We start from the raw sequence: 25,230 nt of genomic DNA on the forward strand, positions 1-25,230 counted from the left end.
AAATCTTGCGTCGCCGGGGGAGGGCGATTTCCATGAAATGGTGGTTTGGCGTCACGCTGTGGAAGCGTGTCCTCGGTGCCCTCGTCCTCGGCATCGCCTTCGGGCTTCTGATGACCCAGATGATGGGCCAGGAAGCGGCGGCCGCATGGCTGGAGGCCTATGCACAGCCGGTCGGTGACCTCTTCATCCGCCTGATCCGCATGATGGTCGTACCGCTGATCTTCACGACGCTGGTCGCCGGCGTGGTGGCGATGCGCGAGCCGGCACGGCTGGGCTCGCTCGGCGCCAAGACGATCATTCTCTACCTTGTGACCACCTTCTTCGCGAACCTGATCGGCCTCTTCTTCGGCACGATCATGCGCCCCGGCGAGGGCGCGTTCGAAACCGTCAGCGCCGCCGACGCCGTGCCGACCAGCACCGAAGCGCCGTCCATCGTCGAACGTCTCATGGGCATCGTGCCGGACAATCCCGTAGCCGCGCTCGCCGATGCGGACGTGCTCGCGATCATCTTCTTCGCCATTCTCCTGGGCGTCGGCATACTGATGGCGCGCGAAAAGGGCGAAATGCTCGGAAAATTCTTCGACAGCGCCTCTGACGTCGTTCTGAAGGTCACCCACATCGTCATGGAGGTCGCGCCCTTCGGCGTCTTCGCGCTGATCGCCTATACAACGGCAGCCTACGGGCTGCAGGCCTTCGCCTCGATCGGCTGGCTGATACTGGCGGTCTATCTCGGACTGCTGACCCACATGATCCTGATCTATGGCGGCCTGATCCGCCTCGTCCTGGGCCTGCCGCTCGTCCGCTTCTTCCGCGGCATCACCGATGCGCAGGCCGTGGCCTTCTCGACCTCGTCGAGCTCGGCGACTCTGCCCGTCACCATCACGAACGTGACCGAGAATCTCGGCGTGAAGCGGTCCGTTTCCGGGTCGGTCCTGCCGCTTGGCGCGACGATCAACATGGACGGCACGGCGCTCTATCTCGGCATTCTCGCGCTCTTCACCGCCCAGGCCTTCGGCTATGAGCTGACGGCCCTGAATTATCTGCTGATCGCGCTGACCGCGGCCATCGTGTCGATCGGTGCGGCGGGCATTCCATCCGCCTCGCTCTTCCTTCTCGCGATCGTGCTCGACACGTTCGGCGTGACACCGGAGCACACAGCGCTGATCGTCGGCTTCATCCTGCCGGTCGACCGGGTGATGGACATGGCCCGCACCGTGGTGAACGTTACCGGCGACGCGGCCGTCGCCGTGACCGTCGCGAAATGGGAAGGCGAACTCGACGAGGAGACCTTCCGCGCCCCGGCCACGGTGTGATGCCAAAGTCTCGGCACGGGTCCGGCAATGCCCGGACCCGCATTCACCTCGCTGATCAGAAGTTCCGCCCGACATAGAGAAAGACGGACTTGTTGCCCCGGTCGCCGGCCGACAGGCCGAGATAGGCCGGTCCGAGCAGCGTGTTCACCGCGGCATAGCCCGTGACCGAGAAGGCCGGGTCAGGCATCCAGATCAGCCCGTCGAGATCGAAGGTGAACTCGGCATATTCGACCAGCCCGCCGACATAGATCGGGATGGAACCCACCGCGTCGGAAGCGGTCAGGCGGCGATAGGCCTCGACCGAGGCGTAGCGGTAGTCATTGTTCGGCAGGGCGCGCTCCGAATAGGCCGAGAGATTGCGGAAGCCGCCGAGGAAGAAGAGCGATTGCAGCACATTGCCGGTATCGGTGCTCGAACCGCGCTCGGCGCGGACCACCCCGCCCCAGGACCCGAAACCGAAGGCTTGCGCGCCGGTCAAGAGATAGCGGTTGGTGCTGGCATCAATCCCCGGATCGGCGTCGAAATCCTGAACCCAGAGATACTCCGCCATCAACGACCGGCCGGACGTCGGGAAGTCCGGGTGGTTCAGCGTGTCGATCTCGAACCGGGCCCCGTAGCGCGCGATGTCGAGCCGAACATCGCCGAACTCGTCCGGCTCACCTAGAATATCCGAGTGATACTCGCCATAACGGTACTCTCCGACGAGGGAGACCTGGCCCCAACGGCCGAAATCCCGGCCGGCCTGGACCTCGACATAGGCGTTTTCCAGCCAGTATTCGTCGATCCGCTGGCCGTCGAAATCGAGCGGAAGCGGATACCCCTCGAAGCCCAGTTCCAGATCGGTGAAGTAGCGGCCCTCGCGTCCGAAGGGCTGCATCCATTCCAGCGCGAATCCGTATTCCGACCCCAGCGCCAGCGACACCGCGAACTCGCCCCCCGATGCGTTGAGCGGCCGGCGCACATAACGCCCGCGCAGCACATAACGGGAATCCCGGTCGAACGTGTTCGAGACGGTCAGACCGGCCTGGAAGAGGTTGTCGCCCAGCGGACGTTCCTGCGTGCGGAGCGTCAGCGTTCCGTCCTCCTGGAAGCCGGCATCGATCGTGCCGAAGGCCGCCATGCCGGCGACTTCGGTGATGCCGTTCTCGATATCGTCGCGGGTCACGTCGTCACCCGCCTCGATGCCGAAACGCTGCGCGATCACGGCGTCGGACACGCGCGTATTGTTGACGATCTCGACCCGGGTGACGCGCCGGCTCTCGCCATTGCCGCGTGCGGCGATCGCATCGGGATTGACCAGCGGCGGTGATGCCTGGGCCGCGATCTCGCGCATGCGGGCGCGGAACGGGGAAGAGGCGTTCACGCCGGACTCGAAACCTTCCCCGGCGCGTTCGAAACTCGCCGTCGACAACATGGACAGGTCCGGGCGAATGAGGATGTCGCCGGGACCGAGGAGCTCGGCCTGCTCGGTCCGGTTGGTCCACACCTGGACCTGCACGATCTGCTGGGCGACCTGCACCACGGACGGGTTGAGCGGCGGATCGGAGGGTTCGACCGTCGTGTCGACGACGATGATCACATCCGCGCCCATGGCCCGGGCGACGTCGACCGGCAACTGCTTCGACAATCCGCCATCGACCAGCAACCGCCCGTCAATCTGGCGCGGGTCGAACAGGCCCGGCACGCTCATCGAGGCCAGCATCGCCTCGACGATATCGCCGTGGTCGAGCACCACGGCCCGGCCTGTGCCGAGATCGGTCGCCACGGCCCGGAAGGGGACGGGCAGATTGTCGAAATCGAATTCCGGCGGCGCCCGGTCGAGCATGCGGCGGTAGAAGCCTTGCAGGCCGCGCAGCGTGGTCACGCTGGACGGCAGGATCAGGCCCTCGTCACCCCAGCCCGCGACATAGTCGGAGAAATACTCGTCCTGGTCGTTCTTTTCGCGGAAGGGCAGTTCGTCCCGGTTCAACGTGTTCTGGATCAGGCGCGGCCAATCCGCGGCTTCGAATTCGGCGCGCATGTCGTCCGGCGACCAGCCCGAGGCATAAAGCCCGCCGACGACCGAACCCATCGACGTGCCGACGATGCAATGCACCGGCACGCCTTCTTCCTCGAGCACGGCCAGCACGCCGATATGGGTCGAGGCGAGCGCCCCGCCGCCGGACAGGACCAGACCGACATCCAGCCGCCCGTCCGCGTCGTCATGGTCGCAGCCCTGCGCCACCGCGGGCGCGGTTATCAGGCTGCCGATGGCCGCCGCCAGAATCATGTGCCGGAACATGCGCTTCCCCCTCCCCGTCAAAGGCAAGCATAGCCGCGTTCGCGGCCGGGTTTCCAATTTGGGTCCGTGCGGAATTGATCCGCAGCGGTCAGGGGAACGTATCGGGTGTTAGCGCTGTTCAGGGATCGTGGCCATGAAAATTCTCCAACTCCTCCCCTTCGTGGCCGCGCTCGTTCTGGCCGCCCTGATTGTCTGGGCGGCCGGTGCGGGTGACTTCATGAGTTTTGGCGCCGTGCTGATGTCCGACCCTTGGGGCGTGGTGACACTGGCCGACCTCTATATCGGCTTCCTCCTGTCTGCCCTGATCATCTGGTTCAGCCATGCGCGGAAATGGGTCGCCATTCTCTGGATCCTGCCCCTGCCCGTGCTCGGCAATGTCTGGACCGGGATCTGGTTCGCCATCCACCTGCCGCGCATCGTCCGCGCCCTGCGGGACACGCGCGGGGTCAATACCGCTACACGTTGATGCCGGGGTCCCTAAACTGAATCAATGAAGGTGCTGCGCGACTTCGCGCTCACGGCCGTGATGGCCGGAGCCGGGCTCTGGCTGTTTCTCGGTCCGGGAGCGGCCGTCTTTGCGGTCTTCGCCGGCGCACTGGTCGCGTGGGACAATGCGCGGCGGCGTCAGCTCCGCGCCTCCGGGGGTTCCATGAAATAGCACAGGCAATCGTCGCGGATTGCCGCGACGGATGTCGTCAGCATCACCGGCGTCACATCGCGCTTCAGAACCACCCGGTCGCCCTCGACAGACAGGAAGCGGGCGGTCAGATCCTTTCCCGCCTCGTCGATGACCGACAGCGGGCAATGCCCAAGCGGCAGGCGCGCGAAAACGCTGTTCGCCGGCCGTTCGAAGAAATTCCACTTCTCCAGACTGGCGGGGAGTTCGAGATCGGCGTCCGTCCCGGCCTCGAAGCCGATCGACGCCTCCGGGTTCACCTCGACCCGGCCGGTGATCTCGTAGAGCCGCAATTCGCGGTCCTCTTCAGAATGCCAGCGATCGAGATGGAGAACCGCCATCAGGAAGTCGAATCCGGCCTCGCCGCCCTGCGGATCCTTCGCCTGTCCGCATTCCGCCGTCACGGAGGGGCAGAGCTTCCGCATTGCCAGCGACATCATCGCCGGCGGGGTCAGCGTCAATATGGCGTTGGGCGAGAACAGGCTCGCGAGATGCCGGTCCTCGGGGCCGAGGCCATGCACCAGCGAGTAGTGCGGGTTGGCCCCGGTATTGTTATGAAAATCGATCGCGGCGAACGGTTTGGCAGCGGCCAGTTCCGCCTTGATCCCGCCCGCCATGGCGTGCAGCGGCGTGGTGCCGCCGGCCCACAACCGGTTGAAGTCGGTCTCGGGCGACAGGCGGCGCTTGCCGGCCTCCGCCGCTTCGACATTGCCGACGAAGACCCACAGTGAACGCGGCAGGGGATGGGTGGCCATCCAGGCCTGCAGCCGCTTCAGCACATCGAGCCCCACCGTCTCGTCGCCATGCTGCATCACGGCGATGAAGACCGGATTCGGCCGCCGGCCCTCAAGCCTGATCAGGGCGGGACGCGGAAAGACCGACCGGATTGTCCGGCCGGTAACGCCATCGAGGTCGGGCAGGGCGGCGAGGCGGTCAAAGACAGCAGGAATCATGGGCTGACTTCGCCTGTACGCCGTGCTTTTGGTCAAGGGCGCTCGGGCAGGAAGCGATCAAACCTCTGGCGCGGAATGTGTCAGGCGCACGTCCGGGGTGTGTCGTCCGGGTGCGAGTGCCGCCGCGCAAACCACCAGGCCGCGATGTGCGACAGGGCCAGGGCACTGGCCGCCACGACAGTGATCAATGTCTCCGCTTCCTCTGAAGGCGCGGCGATCACGGCGAGGAAAAGCCCGGCCACCGCGAACGAGGCGGTGAGCTGGATCACGAGACCCCGCAGGCCCTCCGGCCACCGGCGGACCGCGGAAACCAGCGTAAGGAGCGCCAGCGTCGCAAAGCCCAGATGCACGAATTCGCTCTGGAGCGGCACAAGCGCGGGCGTCACCGAAACGAGAACCGGCAGGGCGAGGCAATGCGCCACGCATGCGCCGGAAAGGCCGATACCCATGGCGTCACGAACCTGCATCGGCGTCTCCTGAAAACGGACCGCGATCTGCGCGCCGGGATGGTCAGCGCTTCGCGATTTGTTATGATATATCATTTGTAAAAAACAAGGCTTCGGGAAAGAATTTGTCATGCCGGGAGTTTCGCTGATCGCCCTGCTCCTCGCCTCGGCCCAGGCCGGGCATGCACATGTCCACGGGCACGGAAACGCTGCGATCGCCGTGTCGCGCGACGGACAGGTGGAGGCCGAATTCGTCTTCCCCGGCGACACGCTCTATGGCTTCGAACGCGAACCGCAGACCGATGCGGAGGTGGAAACCGTCCGTGCCGCCCATGAACGCCTAAACAATCCGGCCGCGCTCCTGCGCTTCAACCCGCAGGCCGGATGTTCGGCGATCGGGTCACGCACTGGCGGGGGCGGAGACGCCGGGGCGCACAGCCATCACGACATCACGATCACGGTCCGCTTCCAATGCGAGCGTCCCGAACGGATTACCGCCGTCGGGACCGAAATCTTTGCGCTTTTCCCGCGGATCGAAGAGATTGACGGCGTCCTTGTAACCGACACCGATCAGACCAGCTTTGTCTGGACACCGAGCCAAACGGATTACCGACTGCGCTGATGACCTCCCCGGCCGTTTCGATCACATCCCTGCGCCATGCCTGGCCCGGCGCCGAACCCACGCTCGACATCGAGCGCTTCGAGGTCGCGGCGGGCGAGAGCGTTTTCCTGGTCGGGCCGAGCGGATCGGGCAAGAGCACGCTGCTCGGCCTGATCGCCGGCGTTACGCCCGTGCAGTCGGGGCGGATCGAGGTGCTCGGCGAGCCGATGCTCGCAGGCAAGCCCCGGCAGCGCGACGCCATTCGGGCCTCGCGGCTGGGCGTCATTTTCCAGATGTTCAACCTCGTCCCCTTCCTCAACGCGGTCGAGAACGTGCTCCTGCCCCTGCAATTCTCTCCCGAGCGCCGTCAGCGGTTGGAAGCCATGGACAGGGACGGCCCGGCCGAGGCGCGCCGCCTCCTGCGCGAGCTTCGCCTCGACGAGGCGTCCCTGACGAAGAAGGCCACCGATCTCAGCGTCGGCCAGCAGCAGCGCGTCGCGGCGGCACGCGCCCTCATTGGCGGGCCGGGCCTCGTCATCGCCGACGAGCCGACCTCGGCGCTCGACCGGTCGGCGCGGGACAGCTTCATCGCGCTCCTGATGCAGGAATGCAGCACGCGCGGTACGGCCCTGCTTTTCGTCAGCCATGACGAGACGCTGGCAGCGCATTTCGACCGCAAGGTCGATCTCGGCGAGATCAACCGGGCCGGGGTCACCGCATGAAACCGGCGCTCCTGTCCCTGGCCTGGAAAAGCCTCGCCAACCGCGCCGTATCGGTGACGCTGACGGTGGCGACCATCGCGCTCAGCGTCGCCCTCTTCCTCGGCGTCGAGCGCGTCCGCGACAGCGTTCGCGACAGCTTCAATTCGACGATTTCGGAAACCGACCTGATCGTCGGCGCGCGCAGCGGAGCGATCAACCTCCTGCTCTATTCGGTCTTCCACCTCGGCGACCCGACCGCGAATATCAGCTGGGACAGCTATGAGCTGATCGACACTGCGCCGGACGTGTCCTGGACGGTGCCGATCTCGCTGGGCGACAGCCATCGCGGCTACCGTGTGGTCGGCACGACGCCCGGCTTCTTCGAGCACTACAAATATGGCCGCGCCCGCGACCTCGAAATGCGCGAGGGCCGCGCCTTCGGCGACGGCCGCGAGGCGGTCGTCGGCGCCGAGGTCGCACGGCAGCTCGGCTATGGGCTCGGCAACGAGATCTTGCTGTCCCACGGCATTGGCGAGGTCAGCTTCGCGGAACATTCCGATCACGACTTCCGGATCGTCGGCATCCTCGCGCCGACCGGCACCCCCGTTGACCGGTCGGTTCTGGTCTCGCTTGAAAGCATCGAGGCGATCCATGCCGGCTGGAATACCGGCGCTGCACCGCGTGCGGAGTCTCATGGTCATGAAGACGGGGAGCATGAACTGATGCCGGACTCGGTCACCGCCGTCCTTGTCGGACTCGACTCGCCGATCCGCGTCCTCTCGCTCCAGCGCCAGATCAATACCTATGAGGGCGAGGCGCTGAGCGCGGTTCTGCCGGGCGTGGCGCTCAGCCAGCTCTGGCGCGTGGTCGGCGTTGCCGAACGGGCCTTCTTCGCCGTCTCCGTCCTCGTCATCGTTGTGGGGCTGTGCGGCATCCTCACTGCCCTGTCGGCCGGGCTGAACGAGCGGCGGCGCGAAATGGCCGTGCTGCGCGCGGTCGGTGCGCGCGCGTCCGACGTCTTCTTCCTCCTGATCCTCGAGGCGATGACGATCGCCTTCCTTGGTGCCCTCGTCGGCATCGTGATCGCGACCGGCGGCTTTGCAGCGCTTTCACCTGTTCTGTCCGGCCGCTACGGGTTCGACCTGCCGATCGCCCCGGGCTGGACCGAACTTGCCGTTCTGGGCGGCCTGACGGTGACGGGGGCACTCTTCGGACTGTGGCCGGCATGGCGCGCCCTTCGCAATGCCCTCGTCGACGGACTATCTATCCGGATCTGATTTGCGACCAAACGGAGACTCGCATGCCGAGACCCATCTTCATCGTGGCGGGTGCCGTGGCCCTCGCGGCCCTGATCGGCGGTGTGACCGCCATCCTCTTGCTCGGCGGCGACAATTCCGGGCCGGCGCGGCCGTCCGAAGCTCCGGTCGAGGCCGAAGCGCAGAATGTCGACGACGGCGCTCCGTTGGCGGCCGAACCGCTCGAACCGGAAGCCTTTCCCGAGCCGGATGAGAACGGCATCACCACGATCAACTGGGACCACCTTCTGCCCGAGGGCGAGATGGAGCGGATCGAAACGCTCTACCGCGTGGCGCAGTCGATGAATGAAATGGACCATTTCGGCGGTCAGATGCCGCAGATCGGCACCTTCAATGTCGAGCAGCGCCTGATCGGCCGGACGATCCGCATGCCGGGTTTCATCCTGCCGCTTGACCTGCAGCCCGAGGGCGACATCACCGAGTTTCTGCTCGTGCCCTATTTCGGGGCCTGCGTTCACACTCCGCCGCCGCCGCCCAACCAGATCGTCTATGTCACGTCCGATACGCCAGTCGTCGTCGAGGAATTGTGGGCCCCGGTCTGGGTGACCGGCACCCTGTCGGGCGACGCGCATGACAATGATCTCGGCGATGCGGCCTACACGCTCAGCCTGATCTCGCACGAGCCCTACGAGTTCTGAGACGGGGCGGGCCGCGCCGACCGCATTTCCTTGACTCGCCCGCCTCACGCGCGTATGTCCCGCCGCTCACAGCGCAAGCGTTATCGCTTGCCTTGACCAGTCGGAAGAGGCTGGCGAGGTCCCCCGGTCAGCGAAGTTTTCGCCCACCGGGGTGCGATAGCCATTGCGCGATGGGCAACTGACCGGGGTCGCATGTTCGACACGCTGACAGAACGGCTTTCAAAAGCCTTCGATAGCCTGACGGGCCGCGGCGTCCTGTCGGAGAAGGACGTCGACGCGGCGCTGCGCGAGATCCGCGTCGCGCTGCTCGAGGCCGATGTCGCCCTGCCGGTGGTCAAGGACTTCGTGACGAAGGTGCGCGAGCGCGCCATCGGCGAGGACGTGATCAAGGCCGTCGCGCCGGGCCAGCAGGTCGTCAAGATCGTCCACGACGCGCTGGTCGACCTGCTCGGCGGACCGGGCGAGCCCGAAGGCCTGTCGCTCGAAGGCGAGCCGCCCGTCGCCATCCTGATGGCCGGTCTGCAGGGTTCGGGCAAGACCACCACCGCTGCCAAGCTGGCGCGCCGCATCCAGAAGACCGGGAAGAAGAAGGTTCTTCTCGCCTCGCTCGACACGCGCCGTCCCGCCGCGATGGAACAGTTGCAGCAGATGGCGCAGCAGGCCGAGGCCGGCTTCCTGCCGATCGTGCCGGGCCAGACCGCGGTCGAGATCGCCCGCCGCGCCATGAATGCCGGCAAGCTGCAGGGCTATGACGTCGTCATCCTCGACACCGCCGGCCGCACCTCGATCGACGAGGAGCTGATGGCCGAGGCGAAGGCGATCTCCGACGTCGCCCGCCCGCGCGAGACCCTGCTGGTCGCCGACGCGCTGACCGGCCAGGACGCGGTGGAAACCGCCCGGCGCTTCAACGAACGCCTGCCGCTGACCGGCCTCGTCCTGACGCGGATGGACGGCGACGGGCGCGGCGGTGCGGCGCTCTCGATGCGCCATGTCACCGGCCTGCCGGTGAAATTCGTCGGTACGTCGGAAAAGGTCGACGGGCTCGACGTGTTCGACGCCTCCCGCATGGCGGGCCGAATCCTCGGGCGCGGCGACATCGTCTCGCTGGTCGAGCGCGCGGCGGAAGATGTCGACAAGGAAAAGGCCGAACGCCTCGCCAGGAAGATGGCGAAGGGCAAGTTCGACCTCGAGGACATGGCCGACCAGTTTGCCCAGATGCAGAAGATGGGCGGCCTTGCCGGCATCATGGGTTTCCTGCCGGGCATGAACAAGGCGGCGCAGGGCCAGATGGCCGCCGCCGGTCTCGACGACAAGATGCTCAAGCGCCAGGGCGCGATCATCTCCTCGATGACCCGCGAGGAGCGCCGCAAGCCCGACCTCCTCAAGGCCTCGCGCAAGCGCCGCATCGCGGCCGGTGCGGGCGTCGAGGTTCAGGACGTGAACCGCCTTTTGAAGATGCACCGCCAGATGGCGGACATGATGAAGAAGGTCGGCAAGAAGGGCCCGAAAGGCCTGATGGGCGGCCTGACCCCTCCGGGCGGCGGCCCGAACCCGGAACTGATCGAGCGCATGCGCGGCGGCGGCAAGGGCGGACAGGGCGGCGGCCTGCCCGGTCTTCCCGGTTCGGGCTCGACCAACACGCTTCCTGGCCTGCCCGGTGGCGGCACGCCGCCGCTCGGGCCAGACGGCCTGCCGATCGGCTGGGGCAAGAAATGATCGCTGTTGCTCTCTTTTTTGCTCTGCAAACTCAGGAATTCGATCCGGGCGAACCGGTGCCTGTTTCGCAGGACCCGGTCGTCTACCCGCGCATCGGCGCCCAGTACGGCATCCAGGCATCCTGCAACGCGCTCTATGACATCGATGGCGAAGGCCGGACGACGAATATCTGCCTCGTCTGCAACACCGATGCGCCCCGAGAACTGCCTGACTCGGTGCAGGACTACGTCACGCAGCAATTCGTCAACGTCTCACGCGACTCATTGGCGAGCCGCCGTTATGGCGAAGCCGACTACGGCCGTTTGAACCTCGACACCCAACTGATTTTTCGGCTGACCGACGACTCGGACGAGGAAGTTCCGCTTCCCGACCTGACTGCGTCCGACGCCTGCGACTCCAACCGCATTGCGTATCTCTCAACTCAAACTCCCCAAGCCCAAGGACTGAACTGACATGGCACTGAAAATCCGTCTTGCCCGTGGCGGCGCGAAAAAGCGTCCCTTCTTCTCCGTCGTCGTGGCCGACAGCCGCTATCCGCGCGATGGCCGCTTCATCGAGAAGATCGGCACCTACAACCCGATGCTCCCGAAAGACGCCGAGCGCGTGAAGATCGACGTGGAAAAGGCCCGCGAATGGTACAGGAAGGGCGCCCGCCCGACCGACCGCGTCGCCCGCTTCCTCGCCCAGCTCGACGGCGAGACCTTCAATTGGGAACACGGCAACAACCCGAACAAGGCCAAGCCGGGCCAGAAGGCCCAGGAACGCGCCGCCGAGCGCGCCGAGCGTGAAGCCGAGCTGAAGGCCGCCGAGGAAGAAGCCAAGAACGCCCCGGCTGCTGAAGAAGCCCCGGCCGAGGAAGCCGCCGCCTAATAAGCCCCGGCTGAAGAAGCGGCCGACGAAGAGGCCCCGGCTGAAGCCGCCGCCGACGAAGACAAGAAGGAAGGCTAAGGCCTTTCTTCCCCCTCCACCACTTCGTGGTCCCCCTCCCCCGTAAACGGGGGAGGAAAAGAAACGATGACGGATTTCCTCCCCCGCCTGCGGGGGAGGTGGTCCGGAGGACCGGAGGGGGGAATTCTCGCAAGATGACCGACCCCCTCGTCTGCATCGCCGTCCTGAAAGGCGCCCACGGCGTGAAGGGGGAGGCGCGCGTCCTCAGCTTTACCGAAAACCCGGAAAGCTGTTTCGCCTACCGCCCCTGGCAGGACGAGACGGGCAAGCCATTGCTGACGCCGAAACACTGGCGGCCGGGCAAGAACGAATTCATCGTCACCTTCGAGGAAACCTTCCAGCGCGAGGCGCTGGACGCGATGAAGGGCACGCTTCTCTACGTCCCGCGCTCGACCCTGCCCGAACCCGAAGAAGACGAATTCTACCACGCCGACCTGATCGGCCTTGCCGTGGTCGACACGAATGGCAAGCCGTTGGGGCGGATCGTCGCCGTGCCCGATTTCGGCGCCGGAACGCTTCTGGAGATCGACGGGCCGGACGGCGTCTTCTTCCTCCCCTTCACGAAAACCGCCGTACCGGAGATTGACCTCTCTGCCGGCCGCTGCGTCATCCTCGTGGAAGAGGCGGAGGAATAGACCTCTCACCCTCCCCGGCCTTCGCCCCGCGGAAAACTCCACCGGAACCTTCGGTTTCGGGCCAAAGCCCTTTCGGGAGAGGCAAGGACGGGCGGCCCTGAAAGGGTTGCGCGGCACGGTGAGGGGCACCCCTCCCCGACCCTCTCAGGAGAGGTGAGGAAACAAATGTCACAGCCAGACATGCCGGGCCCGGGCCGGGGCCGGGCGCGCGCAATCCTGCTTATAAGCCTTATAAGTAACTCAGGCACCCGGTCTGGATCCGAACGCAGACCTGTTCCCTCCCCGCTCTGGGGAAGGTCAGGGTGGGGTGCCAGCTTGTCACGTCAGTGCAGCCCGGACGGGTCGTCGTCGGCGTCCGTGTCGCCATCGCTGTCATGCTGGCCGCGGCGGCCGGAGCCGAAATCGTCGCCATCGGTTTCCTCGCGGCGGCGGCGGTCGGCGGCCGACGCACCGAGCAGGCCGAGGCCCAGCCCCGACCCGTCATCCGGCAGGCCGTCCTCGCGCCGGCGCGACCGCCCCGGCACAGCCAGCCAGCGATAGACGAAAAGGCTGGCAATGCCCGACACCGCGACGAGGATGAGGGCTGTGATCCATCCGCCCTGACCCTGCGGCTGGAAGAAGAGGGTGAAGACATAGGCCAGGAAGGCAAAGAGGCCGACCGCCACAAGCGCGGAAAAGAAGCGTCTGATCGCCAGCATGTGCGGCCCTCCCTGTTTCGGCCCTGTTCGAGACTGGCCGCGATAAGGGGCGAAAAAGCGGCGGTCAGGCCTCGTCGCCCGGCGGCGGGGCGGGGAGCGTCCAGCTGAGCCAGGCGGTGGGCAGGACGAAAGCGTAGAGCAATATGCCCCAGAACACGCCGTTCCAGTGGTCATAGCCCTGCGGCACCCAGAGATCGGCGCGGCCCGAGGCGTTCACGTCCGAGGCGATGCTGAGATAGACGACGCCGATGAGGACGAGCGCGGTGAAGACATTGTAGGCGAAGCCGCGCGCCCTGAGCCGCAAGGCCAGTTCGAATTCGTCGAGCTTGTTCTGTTCCTCGCCGGCGATGCGCTGCTGGCGCGAGGCCGCGAAGGTGGCGACCGCGAGCAGCGCAATGACGATCAGGGCCAGGCCGGCGATATCGCCCCACACGGCGGCGGGCGAGCCGGACTCCGGCGACAGCACCATGAGGAGCGCGCCGGCCGGATAGGCTGCCAGCGCGGTGGTGGTGGCCAGGCGCAACATGGCCGGGCTGCGTTCGGCGACGCGGCCGGACCGGCCGCGATAAAAGAAGCTCATCACTCCTGCTCCGCTCTGATGGCCTCGGACAGAGGCCGGAAGGGGGTGAGGGAGAAGATCATCTCGACCGGCAGATCGAAGAAGCCGGCCAGTTTCAGCGCCAGTTCGAGACTGGGGTTGAAGTCGCCGCGCTCGAGATAGCCGATCGTCTGGTAGTTCACGCCCACCGCATCGGCCAGCGCCTTGCGCGACAGGCCGCGCTCGGCTCTCAGGACGGGCAGGCGGTTGTGAACCATGTCTCACTCCCTCGACGAATTGTTATATATATACAACATTTCGTCGCAGGAATGTGGGATTGTTGCAGGGCGAATCCCGCCCCCCTCACGCCGCGTCGCCCCGGTGATAGGTCAGGGCGAGGAAGACATCCTCGAGGTCGGGTTCTTCCGTGCGGAGGTCGCCGATCCGGCCGCCGGAGGCGTGGAAGGCCTCGATGATCTTGGCGACCGAGACCTGGCCGAACTTGTAGCTGATTGCGATCTCGCCGGTGTCGCGGATTTTCGCGTCGAATTGCTTCAGCGCGGCGGGAATCTCGCTGACCGGTTCGGCCGGCATGATGACCAGCGTCTTGGTGTCGAGGCGTTTGAGGAGTTCGCTGGTCGTTTCGCAGGCGACGACCTGGCCTTCATTGATGATGGCGATCTCGTCGCACAGCTCCTGCGCCTCTTCGAGATAATGCGTCGTCAGGACGATCGTGGTGCCATTCGCGTGCAGCTCGCGGACATAGTCCCAGAGCTGGCGGCGCAGCTCGATATCGACCCCGGCGGTCGGTTCGTCGAGGACGAGAACCGGCGGGGTGTGAACCAGCGCCTTGGCGACCAGAAGCCGGCGCTTCATGCCCCCCGAAAGCTGGCGAACATAGGCGTTCTTCTTGTCCTCCAGGCCCACGGCGCGGAGGATATCCATCGTCCGGCGTTCACGCTTCGGCACGCCGTAGAAGCCGGCCATCAGCTCCAGCATTTCATAGGGCGTGAAGAAGACATCCATGTTGATTTCCTGCGGCACGACGCCGATCGCGGCGCGGGCATTGCGCCCGTCCGTGTCGATGTCGCGGCCCCAGATGCGGGCCGTGCCCGCCGTCTTCTTCGTCAGCCCGGCGAAGATGTTGATGAAGGTCGACTTGCCCGCGCCATTGGGGCCCAGAAGCCCGAAGATCGAGCCGCGGCGGATTTTCAGGTCGACGCCCTTCAGCGCCTCCTTGGGCGGGCGCTTCTTCGATCCGCCATAGGTCTTCCTGAGGCCTTCCGCTTCCAGGGCGAATTCGGGCAGGGTCTCGGACATGGGGCGGGGCCTCGCGATTGACGGGTCAAAGCGTGCGTCATACCTATGCCCGGCACCGAATGAAGTCCATGCAGGGAGACGGGCTATGGCGAGCACATTCACGGCGAACGCGATTCCCGCGCCTGAAACCATCGTGATCGACGGTCACCGCACCTCCTGTGATGGCGGCGGCGGCGCGCTCGGCCATCCGAAAGTCTGGCTCGAGATCGACCACGACAAGGGCTTCGTCGAATGCGGCTATTGCGACCGGCGCTTCGTCGAGCGTGGCGGTCCCGCCGATACCGGGAAGTAGAGCGGCACCGGACCGGTGGCGCGCAGCCCGAAACCCGGCCTGAATTCGAAAACGATCGGCCTCTTTACCGGGCTGGCGCTCGCCGCCCTCATTCAGCTCATCCCCGTTCCCGACGGCCTCAGCCGCGAAGCCTGGCTGCTGGCTTCGCTCGCCGCGCTGATGGCGGCGTGGTGGGCGACGGAAGCCATTCCGATCGCCGCGACGGCGCTGATCCCGATGGCGCTCTTCCCGCTGCTGGGCATCGCCAGCGCGGGCGCCGCGGCCGCGCCCTATGCCTCGACCACCGTCATGCTGCTGCTCGGCGGCTTCATCGTGGCAATGACGATCGAGCGCTGGAATCTGCATTCGCGCATCGCGCTCAACGTCGTGTCGGCCTTCGGCGGCAAGCCGTCGATGATGATTGCCGGCTTCATGGCGGCCTCGGCCCTCCTGTCGATGTGGATTTCCAACACCGCCACGACGCTGATGATGATCCCCATCGCGCTGAAGGTCGCCGAGGAGATCCAGCGCGAAGGCGCGGGATCGAAACTCTTCGCCCCGGCGCTGGCGCTGGGCGTCGCCTATGCCGCCTCGATCGGCGGGGTGGCGACGCCGGTCGGCACGCCGACCAATCTCATCGCGCTGGAATTCATGGCGCGCGAGTTCGGCACCGAGCGGATGAGCTTCCCCGAATGGATGGCGCTCGGCGTGCCCGCCGCGCTTCTGGTCATCCCCGTGGGCTGGTTCGTGCTGACGAAATGGGCCTTCCGGGTGAAAGGCGAAGGCAATCCCGCCGCCCGCGACGTGGTGCGCGAGGAGCTGCGCGGGCTGGGCCCCGTCACTGCACCGGAAGCGCGCGCGGCGATGCTGTTCGGCGTCGTGGCCCTCCTGTGGATGGGCCGGGTGCTGCCGCCGGAACTGATTGCCTGGACGGGTCTGTGGTCCGGCGGCGACTGGGGCTGGAACCCGCTCCTCGCCTGGGCATCGGAACAGGCCGGGCTCGGCATCACGCTCGCGCTCAACGACATGCAGATCGCCGTGATGGGCGCGCTCGCCGCCTTCCTGATCCCGGCGGGCGGACATGCGAAGGGCCAGGCGCTGATCGACTGGGAGACGGCGGCGCGCCTGCCCTGGAATGTCATCATCCTGTTCGGCGGGGGTATTTCGCTGGCCGCGGCGCTGTCCTCGACCGGGCTCGCCGACTGGCTCGGCGGCACGATGAGTTTCGCCGCCGCCTGGCATCCCGCCCTGCTCGTCTTCGCGCTCGTCCTGTTCGTGCTCTTCCTGACCGAGCTGACCTCCAATGTCGCGACCATCTCGGCCTTCCTGCCCGTCATGGCGGCGCTCGCCGCCGGGGCGGGGGTGCCGCCCGAGCAGCTGATCGTGCCGGTGGCGATCGCGGCGAGCTGCGCCTTCATGCTGCCGGTCGCGACCGCGCCCAACGCCATCGTCTACGCCTCCGGCGCGGTGACGCAGGGGCAGATGATCAAGGCGGGCGTGCGGCTCAATCTGCTGGCCGCGCTGGCGATCACCGCCGTCGGCGCGCTGATCGGCCCGATCCTGTTCGGCAGCTAGGGCGATGCTCGCCGAGATCGCCCGTTACGGGGTTGTCGCCTTCGGGCTGTTCCTGATCCTCGCCGCAGGCTGGATGGCGGTCCGGCCCGCCGCCTGCCGCGCGATCCTTGCGAAAATGGGGTCGACCCCGCTCATCCATTATGGCGAGCACGCCGTTCGTGCGCTGGGCGGCCTCTGCCTGATCGGCGCAGCTTCGGCGTCGAAGGCGCCGCTGATCCTGACCGTGGCCGGGGGGTTCATCGTGGTCAGCTCGATCGTGATCGCCCTCGCACCGAGGCGCTGGCATGCGGCCTATGCGGTGTGGTGGGCGGACCGCCTGCCGCTCTGGATCTACCCGGCCCTAGCCCCGGTCAGCCTCATCGGCGGCGCCGCCCTGATCTGGGTCGTTCTCTGACGCGAAACAGGCGAGGGGTTCAGTCGGTTCAAGCCGGGGCATCACATCACTGTCGGGGTGCCACCGGTCATCCGTGCAACCGCGTGCGGCCAAATCATTGGCCTCTGCACAGACAGAAGCGGATTCAACCCCGCCTATCATTTGTAGAAGAACGCAGCGGCGCGCGACGTATGACCAAGTTTCCAGCTTCACGCCGTTTTCCGGTTCGCTGCAAAGCGAAATTTCGTCGGCTGGCGGCGGTAGCAGGTTCGCAATTGTCCCCTCGATAACATCGCGGGCTTCGTTGCAGCGCTCGAGATCAGACAACAGACGCGCCCTCGCGGTTCCAAGGTCCTGAAGCTGATCGTTCGTCCAGTGGCGCGGTTCATCGCCCGGTGGGCTTGAGGCGATCTCAAGCGCTTCGGAATACAGCCGCAATGCTTCGTCTGCGTCGTCGATCGATCTCCTTTCAGCATACCGCGCCCGCAACAGATTGGCCTGTTCCTCGTAAAGGCGTGCTTGCTGCTGTGGAGTGGTGACCGCCGGTACTGCCCGTTCAATCCAGTCCTCGGCCGTGTCCAGGTCTTCCAGACGGATAGCCGAATTTGCCGTCGCCAGAACAACCGAAAGCCGTCCGTCGGCATCCTCCTCCGAATAGAATTCGAGTGCTCTTTCAGCCAAGGCATAAAGACGCGGAAGGTCCTCCGCGAGGAACGCGTTGTGCAGCGCGCCGTTGAAGTCCATCTGAGTTTGCCAATAACCGGGCCAATTGAAGCGCGGGTCTGAGGCGAGCTGCTCAAATGCGCGAGAAGCGCGCTCATGGCGCCCATTATACTGGTCGAGGAAGGCGCGCTCCCGCTTTGCCCGGCGGTTCAGAGTCGCCCCCCGAAACGTGGATAGCCGCGACAGAAACAGGCCGATACGCGCGCGTCCCGCCCGCGCTTCGGCTGCGTCTGCGGTGTAGGTCTCATACCTCCAGCCCGGATGGCGCTGTGGTTCGACCACCATACCAAATATCTGCCCCGCCACCTCTCGTGAGGGAGACACCCATTCATGGATGTCGTCTTCCGGGCCGCATGTTGCCGTCGAATCCATGGCCCAGCACCGCGGCGCGGGCGTCGTGTCCGGAATCACCGGCGCGAAATAGAGCACGACCAGCGCCAGAAGCAGCCAGCGTCCCCATTTCAGTCGTTTGCGCCTTTCAGCCATGCTCGCACTCCCCTCACACGCTTGAAGTGTATCAGGGATTTGGCCGGCGTCGTGGAAAATCGGGGTCTGGCCTCACTACGGCCCAATAGGTTTCGCCGGGTTCCGGAACAAAGCCGTAGAGCGTCCAACAGTCGGTCATCAGTGTGCCGATCTCGGCACCGCATTGGCAAAGCTGGTTCGGGCCATCGCACCCATCAAGGCCGCAACATCCGTTGCGATATTGCTGTTTTTCGGTCAGGCGCACATCGTCCGCCAAATCGTTCGGGTGTATGAAATCGATCGGCAGATGTCCCAGATGCGGCCTCGGTCCGTCGCCGTGCCGCCAGACATAGGGCTGCTTCACGCGCACAGCGACGCCGAGACCCGAGAAGGTTTGTCGGTCGTCCGGCCAGCTGGCCGGCACGCTGTCCGGCCCGGGGGACCAGAATTGCATCTGAACCGGTCCGGTCAGGTCCGTACCGCACTGCCGGCAGCGTAAAACGATATGCAGAAAGTCGCGATGGGTCACAGCCGTTTCAGTATGGCGCGATTGTTCCTGCCCGCCACCTGCGAGCTGTCCAAGAAGCCGCATTTTCGAACCGCGAAACCGGTTCCCACTTCCGCTGAAAATGCTCTAGCTTGCTCCCGACCCGAACCAGCTCCCCCGAAGGACCGAACATGGCCGTGCAGCGCAAGCTCGACAAGGACTCGCATCTCTATCTGATCGACGGGTCGGGCTATATCTTCCGCGCCTATCACGCCCTGCCGCCGCTGACCCGGTCGGACGGCACGCCGGTCGGGGCGGTGCAGGGCTTCTGCAACATGCTGTGGAAGCTGCTGGAAGACCTGAAGGGCGAGGACCAGCCGAGCCATCTGGCGGTAATCTTCGATCATTCCGGCAAGTCCTTCCGCAACGAACTCTATGACCAGTACAAGGCCAATCGCCCGCCCGCACCGGAAGACCTGGTGCCGCAATTCCCGCTGATCCGCGACGCGACGCGCGCCTTCGGCGTGCCCTGCATCGAGCTGGAGCATTACGAAGCCGACGACCTGATCGCGACCTATACCCACGAGGCCCGCAAGGCCGGGGCGCGGGTCACCATCGTGTCGTCCGACAAGGATCTGATGCAGCTGATCGAGGACGGGCAGGTCACGCTGTTCGACACGATGAAGAACAGGCGCATCGATTCCGAAGGCGTGCGCGAGAAGTTCGGCGTCACACCCGACAAGGTGATCGAGGTGCAGGCGTTGATCGGCGACAGCGTCGACAACGTCCCGGGCGTGCCGGGGATCGGGCCGAAGACGGCGGCGGAGCTGATCGAGACCTATGGCGATCTCGAAACGCTTCTGAGTCGCGCCGAGGAAATCAAACAGCCCAAGCGCCGGGAAAACCTGATCGAACACGCCGAAGCGGCGCGCCTGTCGAAGACGCTGGTGATCCTGAAACAGGATTGCGACCTGCCCGAGCCGATGGAGGCGTTCGGCACCGGCGACCCGGATGCCGAAACGCTGACCGATTTCCTGAAATCGATGGAATTCCGCACGCTGACTCGCCGCGTCGAGGAGACGCTGGGCGCGCCGGTGTCCGACGAGACGGGCAGCGCCACCGCGCCGATCGACCGCTCGGCCTATGCCTGCGTGACGACAATGGCGGACCTTGAAGCGTGGATCGCGGAGGCGCAGGCCGCCGGGGTGATCGCGGTTGATACCGAGACCGACGCGCTGTCGGCCTGCGCGGCGAATCTCGTCGGCGTTTCGCTGGCGACCGCGCCGGGGCGGGCCTGTTATATCCCGCTGGCGCATGTCCATCCGGACGAGGGTGACCTTCTCGGTGGCGGGGCGGCGCCGGAACAGATTTCGCGGGAAGATGCGCTCGCGGCGCTGAAGCCGCTGCTCGAAGACCCGGCGGTGCTGAAGGTCGGGCAGAATCTGAAATACGACCTCGCGGTGCTTTCGCGCTACGGCGTCGACGTGCGCCCCTATGACGACACGATGCTGATCTCCTACGTCATGGAATCGGGCCTGCACGGCCATGGCATGGATGAGCTTTCCGAGCTGCATCTCGGCCACAAGCCGCTGAGCTTCAAGGATGTCTGCGGCTCGGGCGCGAAGCAGATCAGCTTCGACCGGGTGCCGCTGGACAGGGCGACGGAATACGCCGCCGAGGACGCGGACGTGACGTTGCGCCTGCATGAAATCCTGAAACCCGCGCTGGGTCCGCGCGGCAAGCTGACCGTCTACGAGACGCTGGAACGCCCCCTGCCGCGCGTGCTGGCGGACATGGAACTGGCCGGGGTGAAGGTCGATCCGCAGCGTCTGTCGCGCCTGTCGGGCGAGTTCGCGCAAAAGATGGCCGAGCATGAGGACGAGGCCTACCGGATTGCGGGGCGGTCGTTCAACATTTCCAGCCCGAAGCAGATCGGCGAAATCCTGTTCGGCGAGATGGGGCTTCCCGGCGGAAAGAAGACGCAGGGCGGGGCCTGGTCGACCGATGTGTCGGTGATGGAGAAGCTGGCGGCGGACGGCCATGAACTGCCCGGCGCGATTCTCGGCTACCGCACCTATGCGAAGCTGAAATCGACCTATGCCGACGCGCTGAAGGCGGCGATCAACCCGTCGACGGGGCGGGTGCACACCTCCTTCTCGCTGGCTTCGACCTCGACCGGGCGGCTGGCTTCGACCGACCCCAATCTGATGAATATCCCGATCCGCACCGAGGAGGGGCGCAAGATCCGCGAAGCCTTCATCGCCGAGCCGGGCAATGTGCTGGTTTCCGCCGACTATTCGCAGATCGAGCTGCGCCTGCTGGCGCATATCGCCGACGTGCCGGAGCTGAAGAAGGCGTTCCGCGACGGGCTCGACATTCACGCCATGACGGCGTCGGAAATGTTCGGCGTGCCGATCGAGGGCATGGACCCGATGGTCCGCCGCCGCGCCAAGGCGATCAATTTCGGCATCATCTACGGCATTTCCGCCTTCGGCCTCGCCGCCAATCTCTCGATCGGCCGGGATGAGGCGAAGGAGTTCATCGAGAAGTATTTCGAGAAATTCCCCGGCGTCGCCGACTACATGGAGGCGAAGAAGGCCGAGGTGCGCGACCGCGGCTATGTCGAGACGATTTTCGGCCGCCGCATCCACCTGCCGGGGATCAAGGACAAGAACCCGAACATGCGCCAGTTCGCCGAGCGCCAGGCGATCAATGCGCCGATCCAGGGTTCGGCCGCCGACGTCATCCGCCGCGCCATGATCCGCCTGCCCGGCGCGATCGAGGCGAAGGGCTTGGGCGCCCGCATGCTGCTCCAGGTCCATGACGAGCTGGTGTTCGAAGTGCCGGAGAGCGAGGCCCCGGCGCTGATCGCGCTGGCCAAGGACGTCATGGAGGGGGCGGCGCGCCCGGCGCTGGAAATCTCCGTGCCGCTGACGGTCGAGGCCGCTTCCGGCCATCATTGGGGCGAGGCGCACTGACCGGAGGGGCTGCCGATGACATCGCCGAATGCCCCCGTGGCGGTTTTCGCCCATCCGGGACATGAGCTGCGCATCCTGCATGCGCTCGGCGCGCTCGGGGCGTCCTGCCTCTATCTCACCGATGCGTCGGGTTCGACCGGCGTCTCGCGCCTCCCGCTGACGACCGACCTTCTGGCCGAGGCGGGATTGCCGGAGCGGCTCGCCTTTCCCTTCGTGCCCGATGCCACGCTCTACGCGGCGCTACTGAACCAGGACGATACGATCCTCGACCGGCTGCGCCGCGATCTGACGGCCCTTGTGTCGCGCCTGCGCCCCGCTTTCCTGATCGCGGATTCCGCTGAAGGCTACAATCCGGCCCACGACCTCTGTCATTTCATGACGCTGGAACTGGGTCACGCGCTCGGGATCGAGGTCTATGACATCGCGCTCGACGGCGATCCGGGCGATTTCGGCTCCGCAAAGCCGGAGGATTGCCGGATCTGGTCGCTCGATGACGCAGCGCTGGCGCGGAAGCTGGCCCATATCCGGGCCTATATCGACCTCGCCGGAGCCAAGCTGGCCGGAGAGGCCCATCACCTGCTGGCGCTCTATGGCGAGCAGGCGCAGGCGCAGGAAATCCTGCGGCCGGCGCTCGGCTGGCGGGGCTACGATGCGTTGTGGATCCACGAAGCGCCCTTCTTCGAGCGTCATGGGCTGAAACGGGTGCGCGAGGGCAAGTACACGGCGGCGCTGACATACCGAAGCCATCTCCGTCCGGTGCTGGCGGAGATGATGGTTCCGGCGTGATTATCCTGATCACCAATCACGGGCTCGACGGGCGAGCGGGTACCGAGCTTTACGTGCGCGATCTCGCCCTCGGACTGAAAGCCGCCGGACATACGCCGGTCTGCTTTGCCCCGGTGCTGGGCATTGTCGCGGAGGAAATCCGCGCGGCGGGGATCGAAGTCACGGACACGCTCGACGGGCTGGCCGCTCCCGATATCCTGCACGGCCACCACCATCACACGACGGCGCTGGCTTGCCTCGCCTTCCCGCAGACGCCAGCCCTCTTCGTCTGCCACGGCGTGCTGCCCTGGCAGGAGGCACCGCTGGCGCAATTCTCCAACATTCGCCGCTATGCCGCGGTCAGCGAAGCCTGCCGGCGGAAGCTGCTCGACGCCGGGGTGCCGGGCGACCGGATTATGCTGCGGCTCAACGGCTTCGACTCCGGGCGTTTCAAACGGGGAGAGCCGGCGGCGAATGATGCAGGCCGGAAGACACGGGCGCTGCTGTTCTCGAACATCGCACAGCCCGCCGACCTCCTGCCCTTCATGAAGGCCTGCGGCGCGCAGGGTCTGGCGCTCGACTTTGCCGGGCGCGCGGGGAAAGTCCTTGGCACGCCGGAAGACGAATTGCCGCGCTACGGGCTGGTCTTCGCCAAGGCGCGGGCCGCGATCGAGGCGATGGCGTCGGGCTGTGCCGTCATCCTGGCGGACTACGGCAAGATCGGACCGCTGGTCACGACCGCGAATTTCGACGCGCTGCGGCAGGAGAATTTCGGCATCGCCGCGATCACCGACCCGCCGGATGAGGCGGCGCTGCGCGAGGCGATCGCAGGCATCGACTGGGACGACGCGGCGCGGGTCTCGGCGCGGGTGCGCGCCGAGGCTCCCTTCGCCAACACGGTCGCGGATTATCTGGCGGATTATGAGGCAATCGGGGCAGACGGTCCGGCGGACGCCTCCCGGATCGGTGCGGAGGCCAGCGCCTATCTGGCCGCCATCCTGCCCCACCTCAGCGAACGCGATGCGCTGGCCGGCCGGCTCTATCACGAGACGAAGACACGGCTCGACCGCGACCGGGAGCTCGCCGCGCTGATCGTGCGGGCAAAGTCCGATCCTGCCGCCTTCAACGAGCTCCTGGAACGGGCACGCTGGCTCGACCCGTCGAACGCGGATTTGAAGGGTTAAGGGCGCGTCTGCAGATCAGGTCGATTTGCTTTCATGGGGTCACCATGAAAATGGGGAGCTGAAGCTCGCCCCCGGTTTCGCGAAGCGGAGATCAGAGCGGGGCAACAATTCTGCATTCCCGGACGCGCGCGAGTGCGATCCGGGACCTCGAAACGGCAGGGCGCAGAGGCGCCGCGAGTACTGCCGAACACAACCGGTTCCGCCTCTCTTCCCCAGTCTGTCGGGGTCCCCGCTTTCGCGGGGAATTCAAGCGTTGGAGGGTTCGGAGAAGCTCAACTCGCATCCCCCCGCTTCAAGGAGAGGGGAATACGCGGCAGGGTCTACTCCTCAGCCACCGGATCGAACTGATCCAGCGCATCCGGGCCGGTCATCACCGCGCGCAGCTGGTCCACATAGGCCGGATCGTCGGCGTAGGGCGCGATCTCGTGCACCAGCGCCGGACCGGTGATCGGCTCGCCCGCCGCGCGCAATTGCGCCCGCTCCGCGCGGAAACCGGCGAAGGCCGGGTGCGCGTTGAGATAACCGACATAATCCTCTGCCGAGGCGGCGAGGCTGTCGAACCCGCCAGCGCCCGGGAAGCGCCCGAACAACACATTGCGCTCGCGCGCCGCCTCGCTGCCGCCCCAGCCGGTCGCCAGAACCGCCTGCGAAATGGCCAGCGAGGGCGGGATGATGTCGGCTCGCGCCAGCAAATCGTCGAGATTGCCATAGCTGCCGCCATATTTGCGCGCCAACCGGTCGCGTTCAGCCTGCTGCGACAGATCGAGCCGGTTGCCCTCCGCCTCCATCGCCGCGAAGCGCTCGAGTGTCTCGCGGTCGTGCAGGACGCGCTCATTCTCCGCCGCGATCAGGCTGGCGACGATGCGCGCAAACAGACGCCGGCGCTCCGCCATGTCGAGCTCCATCCAGTCGTCCGGCAGCGTTCCGAGCCGCACCCCGCCTGACGACGCCGTGGTCGGCGGTGCGACCAGCTCGCGTAAGTCGGCCACCGTCGGGGCGGTGAAGACCGGGCCATTGCGGTCGATCAGCCCCGCCGCCATCGAAGCGGCGATGGACACACCGGCGAACCCGGCCATCACGGCGCCGATCGCGCCATAATCGCGCCAGCGCTTCCGCCCCTCGATCGGCGGGGCAACGCGGGCAAGGCGCGTGACCGGACCGGCGGTCCAGCCCTGGATGACCAGCGAGGCGATCACCACGGCGAAGGCGGTCGAGAAATAGAGATTGGCATTCTCCACCCCGGCCAGGACCGGGAAGCCGCCGAGAAAGATCGGCACCGCACCTCTGAGGCCCATCCAGGCGATGAAAGCGCGCTCATTGGGCCGGAATTTCTCCGGCAACAGGCAGATCAGCACGGCCAGCGGCCGCGCGATCAGGATCAGCACCAGCGCGACGCCCAGCGCCGGCACCGCCACGGCGAGCGCATGGCTCGGCGTGATCAGAAGGCCCAGCATCAGGAAGAGACCGATCTGGGAAAGCCACGCCACCCCGTCGGAAAAGCGCGCCGTCGCCTCCGCCGCCCGACGCTTCGGCGCGGAGCGAAGCGCCACGCCGGCGAGATAGGCGGCGAGGAAGCCGGACGCGCCGATCGACTGGGCGAGGGCGAAGAGGAAGACCGCTGCCGCGGCC

General features: G+C 66.1%; 25 protein-coding genes and 1 pseudogene. 16 read left to right on the forward strand and 10 right to left on the reverse strand.

Annotated features, from left to right (window positions below; all coding sequences use genetic code 11):
• Positions 1-32 precede the first annotated feature (32 nt).
• On the forward strand, positions 33-1,313 hold the full coding sequence (locus tag L5876_RS10520) for a dicarboxylate/amino acid:cation symporter (protein WP_236956315.1): 1,281 nt from the start codon (positions 33-35) through the stop codon (positions 1,311-1,313).
• 55 nt (positions 1,314-1,368) lie between these two features.
• Here the strand turns inward: L5876_RS10520 and L5876_RS10525 are convergent, their stop codons facing one another.
• A complete protein-coding gene (locus tag L5876_RS10525) occupies positions 1,369-3,594 on the reverse strand; it encodes a patatin-like phospholipase family protein (RefSeq protein WP_236956316.1) in 2,226 nt (741 codons plus the stop codon).
• Positions 3,595-3,727: 133 nt separating this feature from the next.
• On the opposite strand from L5876_RS10525, the gene L5876_RS10530 reads away from it, so the two are divergent.
• The gene (locus L5876_RS10530; RefSeq protein WP_236956317.1) at positions 3,728-4,060 is read left to right on the forward strand and encodes a hypothetical protein; all 333 of its coding nucleotides are present in this window, start codon (positions 3,728-3,730) and stop codon (positions 4,058-4,060) included.
• Positions 4,061-4,218: 158 nt separating this feature from the next.
• Here L5876_RS10530 and L5876_RS10535 read toward each other — a convergent pair whose 3' ends face one another.
• Both L5876_RS10535 and L5876_RS10540 read right to left on the reverse strand, forming a co-directional pair.
• Complete coding sequence (locus L5876_RS10535) at positions 4,219-5,223, reverse strand: succinylglutamate desuccinylase/aspartoacylase family protein (protein WP_236956318.1); 1,005 nt, start codon at positions 5,221-5,223, stop codon at positions 4,219-4,221.
• Positions 5,224-5,303: 80 nt separating this feature from the next.
• Complete coding sequence (locus L5876_RS10540) at positions 5,304-5,690, reverse strand: MerC domain-containing protein (protein WP_236956319.1); 387 nt, start codon at positions 5,688-5,690, stop codon at positions 5,304-5,306.
• A gap of 109 nt (positions 5,691-5,799) precedes the next feature.
• On the opposite strand from L5876_RS10540, the gene L5876_RS10545 reads away from it, so the two are divergent.
• The 8 genes and pseudogenes from L5876_RS10545 (at position 5,800) to rimM (ending at position 12,224) form a co-directional block, all read left to right on the forward strand.
• Complete coding sequence (locus L5876_RS10545) at positions 5,800-6,291, forward strand: DUF2796 domain-containing protein (protein WP_236956320.1); 492 nt, start codon at positions 5,800-5,802, stop codon at positions 6,289-6,291.
• Entirely contained in the window at positions 6,291-6,992 is a 702-nt protein-coding gene (locus tag L5876_RS10550) for an ABC transporter ATP-binding protein (protein ID WP_236956321.1), read from the forward strand. Before L5876_RS10545 ends, L5876_RS10550 begins: the two co-directional genes overlap by 1 nt.
• Positions 6,989-8,248, forward strand: coding sequence for an ABC transporter permease (locus L5876_RS10555; protein ID WP_236956322.1), 1,260 nt, complete (start codon positions 6,989-6,991; stop codon positions 8,246-8,248). The genes L5876_RS10550 and L5876_RS10555 overlap by 4 nt, the downstream gene beginning before the upstream one ends.
• A gap of 23 nt (positions 8,249-8,271) precedes the next feature.
• Positions 8,272-8,925, forward strand: a complete 654-nt coding sequence (locus L5876_RS10560) for a DUF3299 domain-containing protein (protein ID WP_236956323.1) — start codon at positions 8,272-8,274, stop codon at positions 8,923-8,925.
• Positions 8,926-9,117: 192 nt separating this feature from the next.
• Entirely contained in the window at positions 9,118-10,641 is a 1,524-nt protein-coding gene (gene ffh / locus L5876_RS10565; protein ID WP_236956324.1) for a signal recognition particle protein, read from the forward strand.
• Complete coding sequence (locus tag L5876_RS10570; RefSeq protein WP_236956325.1) at positions 10,638-11,093, forward strand: hypothetical protein; 456 nt, start codon at positions 10,638-10,640, stop codon at positions 11,091-11,093. The genes ffh and L5876_RS10570 overlap by 4 nt, the downstream gene beginning before the upstream one ends.
• A 1-nt stretch (position 11,094) precedes the next feature.
• Positions 11,095-11,589: pseudogene (rpsP, locus tag L5876_RS14875) on the forward strand (30S ribosomal protein S16).
• A 134-nt stretch (positions 11,590-11,723) separates the two neighbouring features.
• Positions 11,724-12,224, forward strand: a complete 501-nt coding sequence (gene rimM / locus L5876_RS10580) for a ribosome maturation factor RimM (RefSeq protein WP_236956326.1) — start codon at positions 11,724-11,726, stop codon at positions 12,222-12,224.
• 323 nt (positions 12,225-12,547) lie between these two features.
• On the opposite strand, the gene L5876_RS10585 is transcribed toward rimM, so the two are convergent.
• The 4 genes from L5876_RS10585 to L5876_RS10600 all read right to left on the reverse strand — a co-directional run bounded on the left by L5876_RS10585 (position 12,548) and on the right by L5876_RS10600 (position 14,780).
• A complete protein-coding gene (locus L5876_RS10585; RefSeq protein ID WP_236956327.1) occupies positions 12,548-12,922 on the reverse strand; it encodes a hypothetical protein in 375 nt (124 codons plus the stop codon).
• Positions 12,923-12,986: 64 nt separating this feature from the next.
• A complete protein-coding gene (locus L5876_RS10590) occupies positions 12,987-13,502 on the reverse strand; it encodes a hypothetical protein (protein WP_236956328.1) in 516 nt (171 codons plus the stop codon).
• A complete protein-coding gene (locus L5876_RS10595; protein ID WP_236956329.1) occupies positions 13,502-13,738 on the reverse strand; it encodes a helix-turn-helix transcriptional regulator in 237 nt (78 codons plus the stop codon). Before L5876_RS10595 ends, L5876_RS10590 begins: the two co-directional genes overlap by 1 nt.
• 85 nt (positions 13,739-13,823) lie before the next feature.
• Entirely contained in the window at positions 13,824-14,780 is a 957-nt protein-coding gene (locus tag L5876_RS10600) for an ABC transporter ATP-binding protein (protein WP_236956330.1), read from the reverse strand.
• Between the two features lie 85 nt (positions 14,781-14,865).
• Between L5876_RS10600 and L5876_RS10605 the strand changes: the two genes are divergently transcribed.
• From L5876_RS10605 to L5876_RS10615, 3 genes are read left to right on the forward strand one after another with little or no spacing between them, the layout of a single operon-like run.
• Positions 14,866-15,072 (forward strand): zinc-finger domain-containing protein, encoded by a 207-nt coding sequence (locus L5876_RS10605; RefSeq protein WP_236956331.1) that lies wholly within the window; start codon positions 14,866-14,868, stop codon positions 15,070-15,072.
• A gap of 15 nt (positions 15,073-15,087) precedes the next feature.
• On the forward strand, positions 15,088-16,626 hold the full coding sequence (locus L5876_RS10610; RefSeq protein ID WP_236956332.1) for an SLC13 family permease: 1,539 nt from the start codon (positions 15,088-15,090) through the stop codon (positions 16,624-16,626).
• 4 nt (positions 16,627-16,630) lie between these two features.
• Entirely contained in the window at positions 16,631-17,020 is a 390-nt protein-coding gene (locus L5876_RS10615; protein ID WP_236956333.1) for a hypothetical protein, read from the forward strand.
• Here L5876_RS10615 and L5876_RS10620 read toward each other — a convergent pair.
• Together L5876_RS10620 and L5876_RS10625 are read right to left on the reverse strand one after the other, a co-directional pair.
• Positions 16,967-18,208 carry a hypothetical protein gene (locus L5876_RS10620; RefSeq protein WP_236956334.1) on the reverse strand — a complete coding sequence of 414 codons (1,242 nt, stop codon included), beginning with the start codon at positions 18,206-18,208 and terminating at the stop codon, positions 16,967-16,969. The two genes, L5876_RS10615 and L5876_RS10620, sit on opposite strands and share 54 nt — an antisense overlap.
• 31 nt (positions 18,209-18,239) lie before the next feature.
• Positions 18,240-18,779 (reverse strand): hypothetical protein, encoded by a 540-nt coding sequence (locus tag L5876_RS10625; protein ID WP_236956335.1) that lies wholly within the window; start codon positions 18,777-18,779, stop codon positions 18,240-18,242.
• Positions 18,780-18,865: 86 nt separating this feature from the next.
• Here L5876_RS10625 and polA point away from each other — a divergent pair, with 86 nt between their 5' ends.
• From polA to L5876_RS10640, 3 genes are read left to right on the forward strand one after another with little or no spacing between them, the layout of a single operon-like run.
• Positions 18,866-21,652 carry a DNA polymerase I gene (gene polA, locus L5876_RS10630; protein WP_236956336.1) on the forward strand — a complete coding sequence of 929 codons (2,787 nt, stop codon included), beginning with the start codon at positions 18,866-18,868 and terminating at the stop codon, positions 21,650-21,652.
• A 15-nt stretch (positions 21,653-21,667) separates the two neighbouring features.
• On the forward strand, positions 21,668-22,438 hold the full coding sequence (locus L5876_RS10635) for a hypothetical protein (RefSeq protein WP_236956337.1): 771 nt from the start codon (positions 21,668-21,670) through the stop codon (positions 22,436-22,438).
• Positions 22,435-23,601 carry a glycosyltransferase gene (locus L5876_RS10640; RefSeq protein ID WP_236956338.1) on the forward strand — a complete coding sequence of 389 codons (1,167 nt, stop codon included), beginning with the start codon at positions 22,435-22,437 and terminating at the stop codon, positions 23,599-23,601. The genes L5876_RS10635 and L5876_RS10640 overlap by 4 nt, the downstream gene beginning before the upstream one ends.
• A gap of 320 nt (positions 23,602-23,921) precedes the next feature.
• Here the strand turns inward: L5876_RS10640 and L5876_RS10645 are convergent.
• Positions 23,922-25,230, reverse strand: a 1,309-nt coding sequence (locus L5876_RS10645) for a cation:proton antiporter (RefSeq protein ID WP_236956339.1), incomplete at its 5' end; no start/stop codon positions are given.

It is taken from the genome of Hyphobacterium sp. SN044, from assembly GCF_021864465.1.
GTDB lineage: Bacteria > Pseudomonadota > Alphaproteobacteria > Caulobacterales > Maricaulaceae > Hyphobacterium.

Bases quoted from the DNA above. Each gene is read 5' to 3' on its own strand.
- L5876_RS10520 (WP_236956315.1), top strand. From the start codon at position 33: ATGAAATGGTGGTTTGGCGTCACGCTGTGGAAGCGTGTCCTCGGTGCC.
- L5876_RS10555 (WP_236956322.1), top strand. From the start codon at position 6,989: ATGAAACCGGCGCTCCTGTCCCTGGCCTGGAAAAGCCTCGCCAACCGC.
- L5876_RS10540 (WP_236956319.1), bottom strand. From the start codon at position 5,690: ATGCAGGTTCGTGACGCCATGGGTATCGGCCTTTCCGGCGCATGCGTG.
- L5876_RS10525 (WP_236956316.1), bottom strand. From the start codon at position 3,594: ATGTTCCGGCACATGATTCTGGCGGCGGCCATCGGCAGCCTGATAACC.
- L5876_RS10600 (WP_236956330.1), bottom strand. From the start codon at position 14,780: ATGTCCGAGACCCTGCCCGAATTCGCCCTGGAAGCGGAAGGCCTCAGG.
- L5876_RS10570 (WP_236956325.1), top strand. From the start codon at position 10,638: ATGATCGCTGTTGCTCTCTTTTTTGCTCTGCAAACTCAGGAATTCGAT.
- ffh (WP_236956324.1), top strand. From the start codon at position 9,118: ATGTTCGACACGCTGACAGAACGGCTTTCAAAAGCCTTCGATAGCCTG.
- L5876_RS10585 (WP_236956327.1), bottom strand. From the start codon at position 12,922: ATGCTGGCGATCAGACGCTTCTTTTCCGCGCTTGTGGCGGTCGGCCTC.
- L5876_RS10620 (WP_236956334.1), bottom strand. From the start codon at position 18,208: ATGGCTGAAAGGCGCAAACGACTGAAATGGGGACGCTGGCTGCTTCTG.
- L5876_RS10590 (WP_236956328.1), bottom strand. From the start codon at position 13,502: ATGAGCTTCTTTTATCGCGGCCGGTCCGGCCGCGTCGCCGAACGCAGC.
- L5876_RS10625 (WP_236956335.1), bottom strand. From the start codon at position 18,779: ATGCGGCTTCTTGGACAGCTCGCAGGTGGCGGGCAGGAACAATCGCGC.
- L5876_RS10615 (WP_236956333.1), top strand. From the start codon at position 16,631: ATGCTCGCCGAGATCGCCCGTTACGGGGTTGTCGCCTTCGGGCTGTTC.
- L5876_RS10550 (WP_236956321.1), top strand. From the start codon at position 6,291: ATGACCTCCCCGGCCGTTTCGATCACATCCCTGCGCCATGCCTGGCCC.
- L5876_RS10530 (WP_236956317.1), top strand. From the start codon at position 3,728: ATGAAAATTCTCCAACTCCTCCCCTTCGTGGCCGCGCTCGTTCTGGCC.
- L5876_RS10605 (WP_236956331.1), top strand. From the start codon at position 14,866: ATGGCGAGCACATTCACGGCGAACGCGATTCCCGCGCCTGAAACCATC.
- L5876_RS10545 (WP_236956320.1), top strand. From the start codon at position 5,800: ATGCCGGGAGTTTCGCTGATCGCCCTGCTCCTCGCCTCGGCCCAGGCC.
- L5876_RS10535 (WP_236956318.1), bottom strand. From the start codon at position 5,223: ATGATTCCTGCTGTCTTTGACCGCCTCGCCGCCCTGCCCGACCTCGAT.
- L5876_RS10595 (WP_236956329.1), bottom strand. From the start codon at position 13,738: ATGGTTCACAACCGCCTGCCCGTCCTGAGAGCCGAGCGCGGCCTGTCG.
- L5876_RS10635 (WP_236956337.1), top strand. From the start codon at position 21,668: ATGACATCGCCGAATGCCCCCGTGGCGGTTTTCGCCCATCCGGGACAT.
- rimM (WP_236956326.1), top strand. From the start codon at position 11,724: ATGACCGACCCCCTCGTCTGCATCGCCGTCCTGAAAGGCGCCCACGGC.
- polA (WP_236956336.1), top strand. From the start codon at position 18,866: ATGGCCGTGCAGCGCAAGCTCGACAAGGACTCGCATCTCTATCTGATC.
- L5876_RS10560 (WP_236956323.1), top strand. From the start codon at position 8,272: ATGCCGAGACCCATCTTCATCGTGGCGGGTGCCGTGGCCCTCGCGGCC.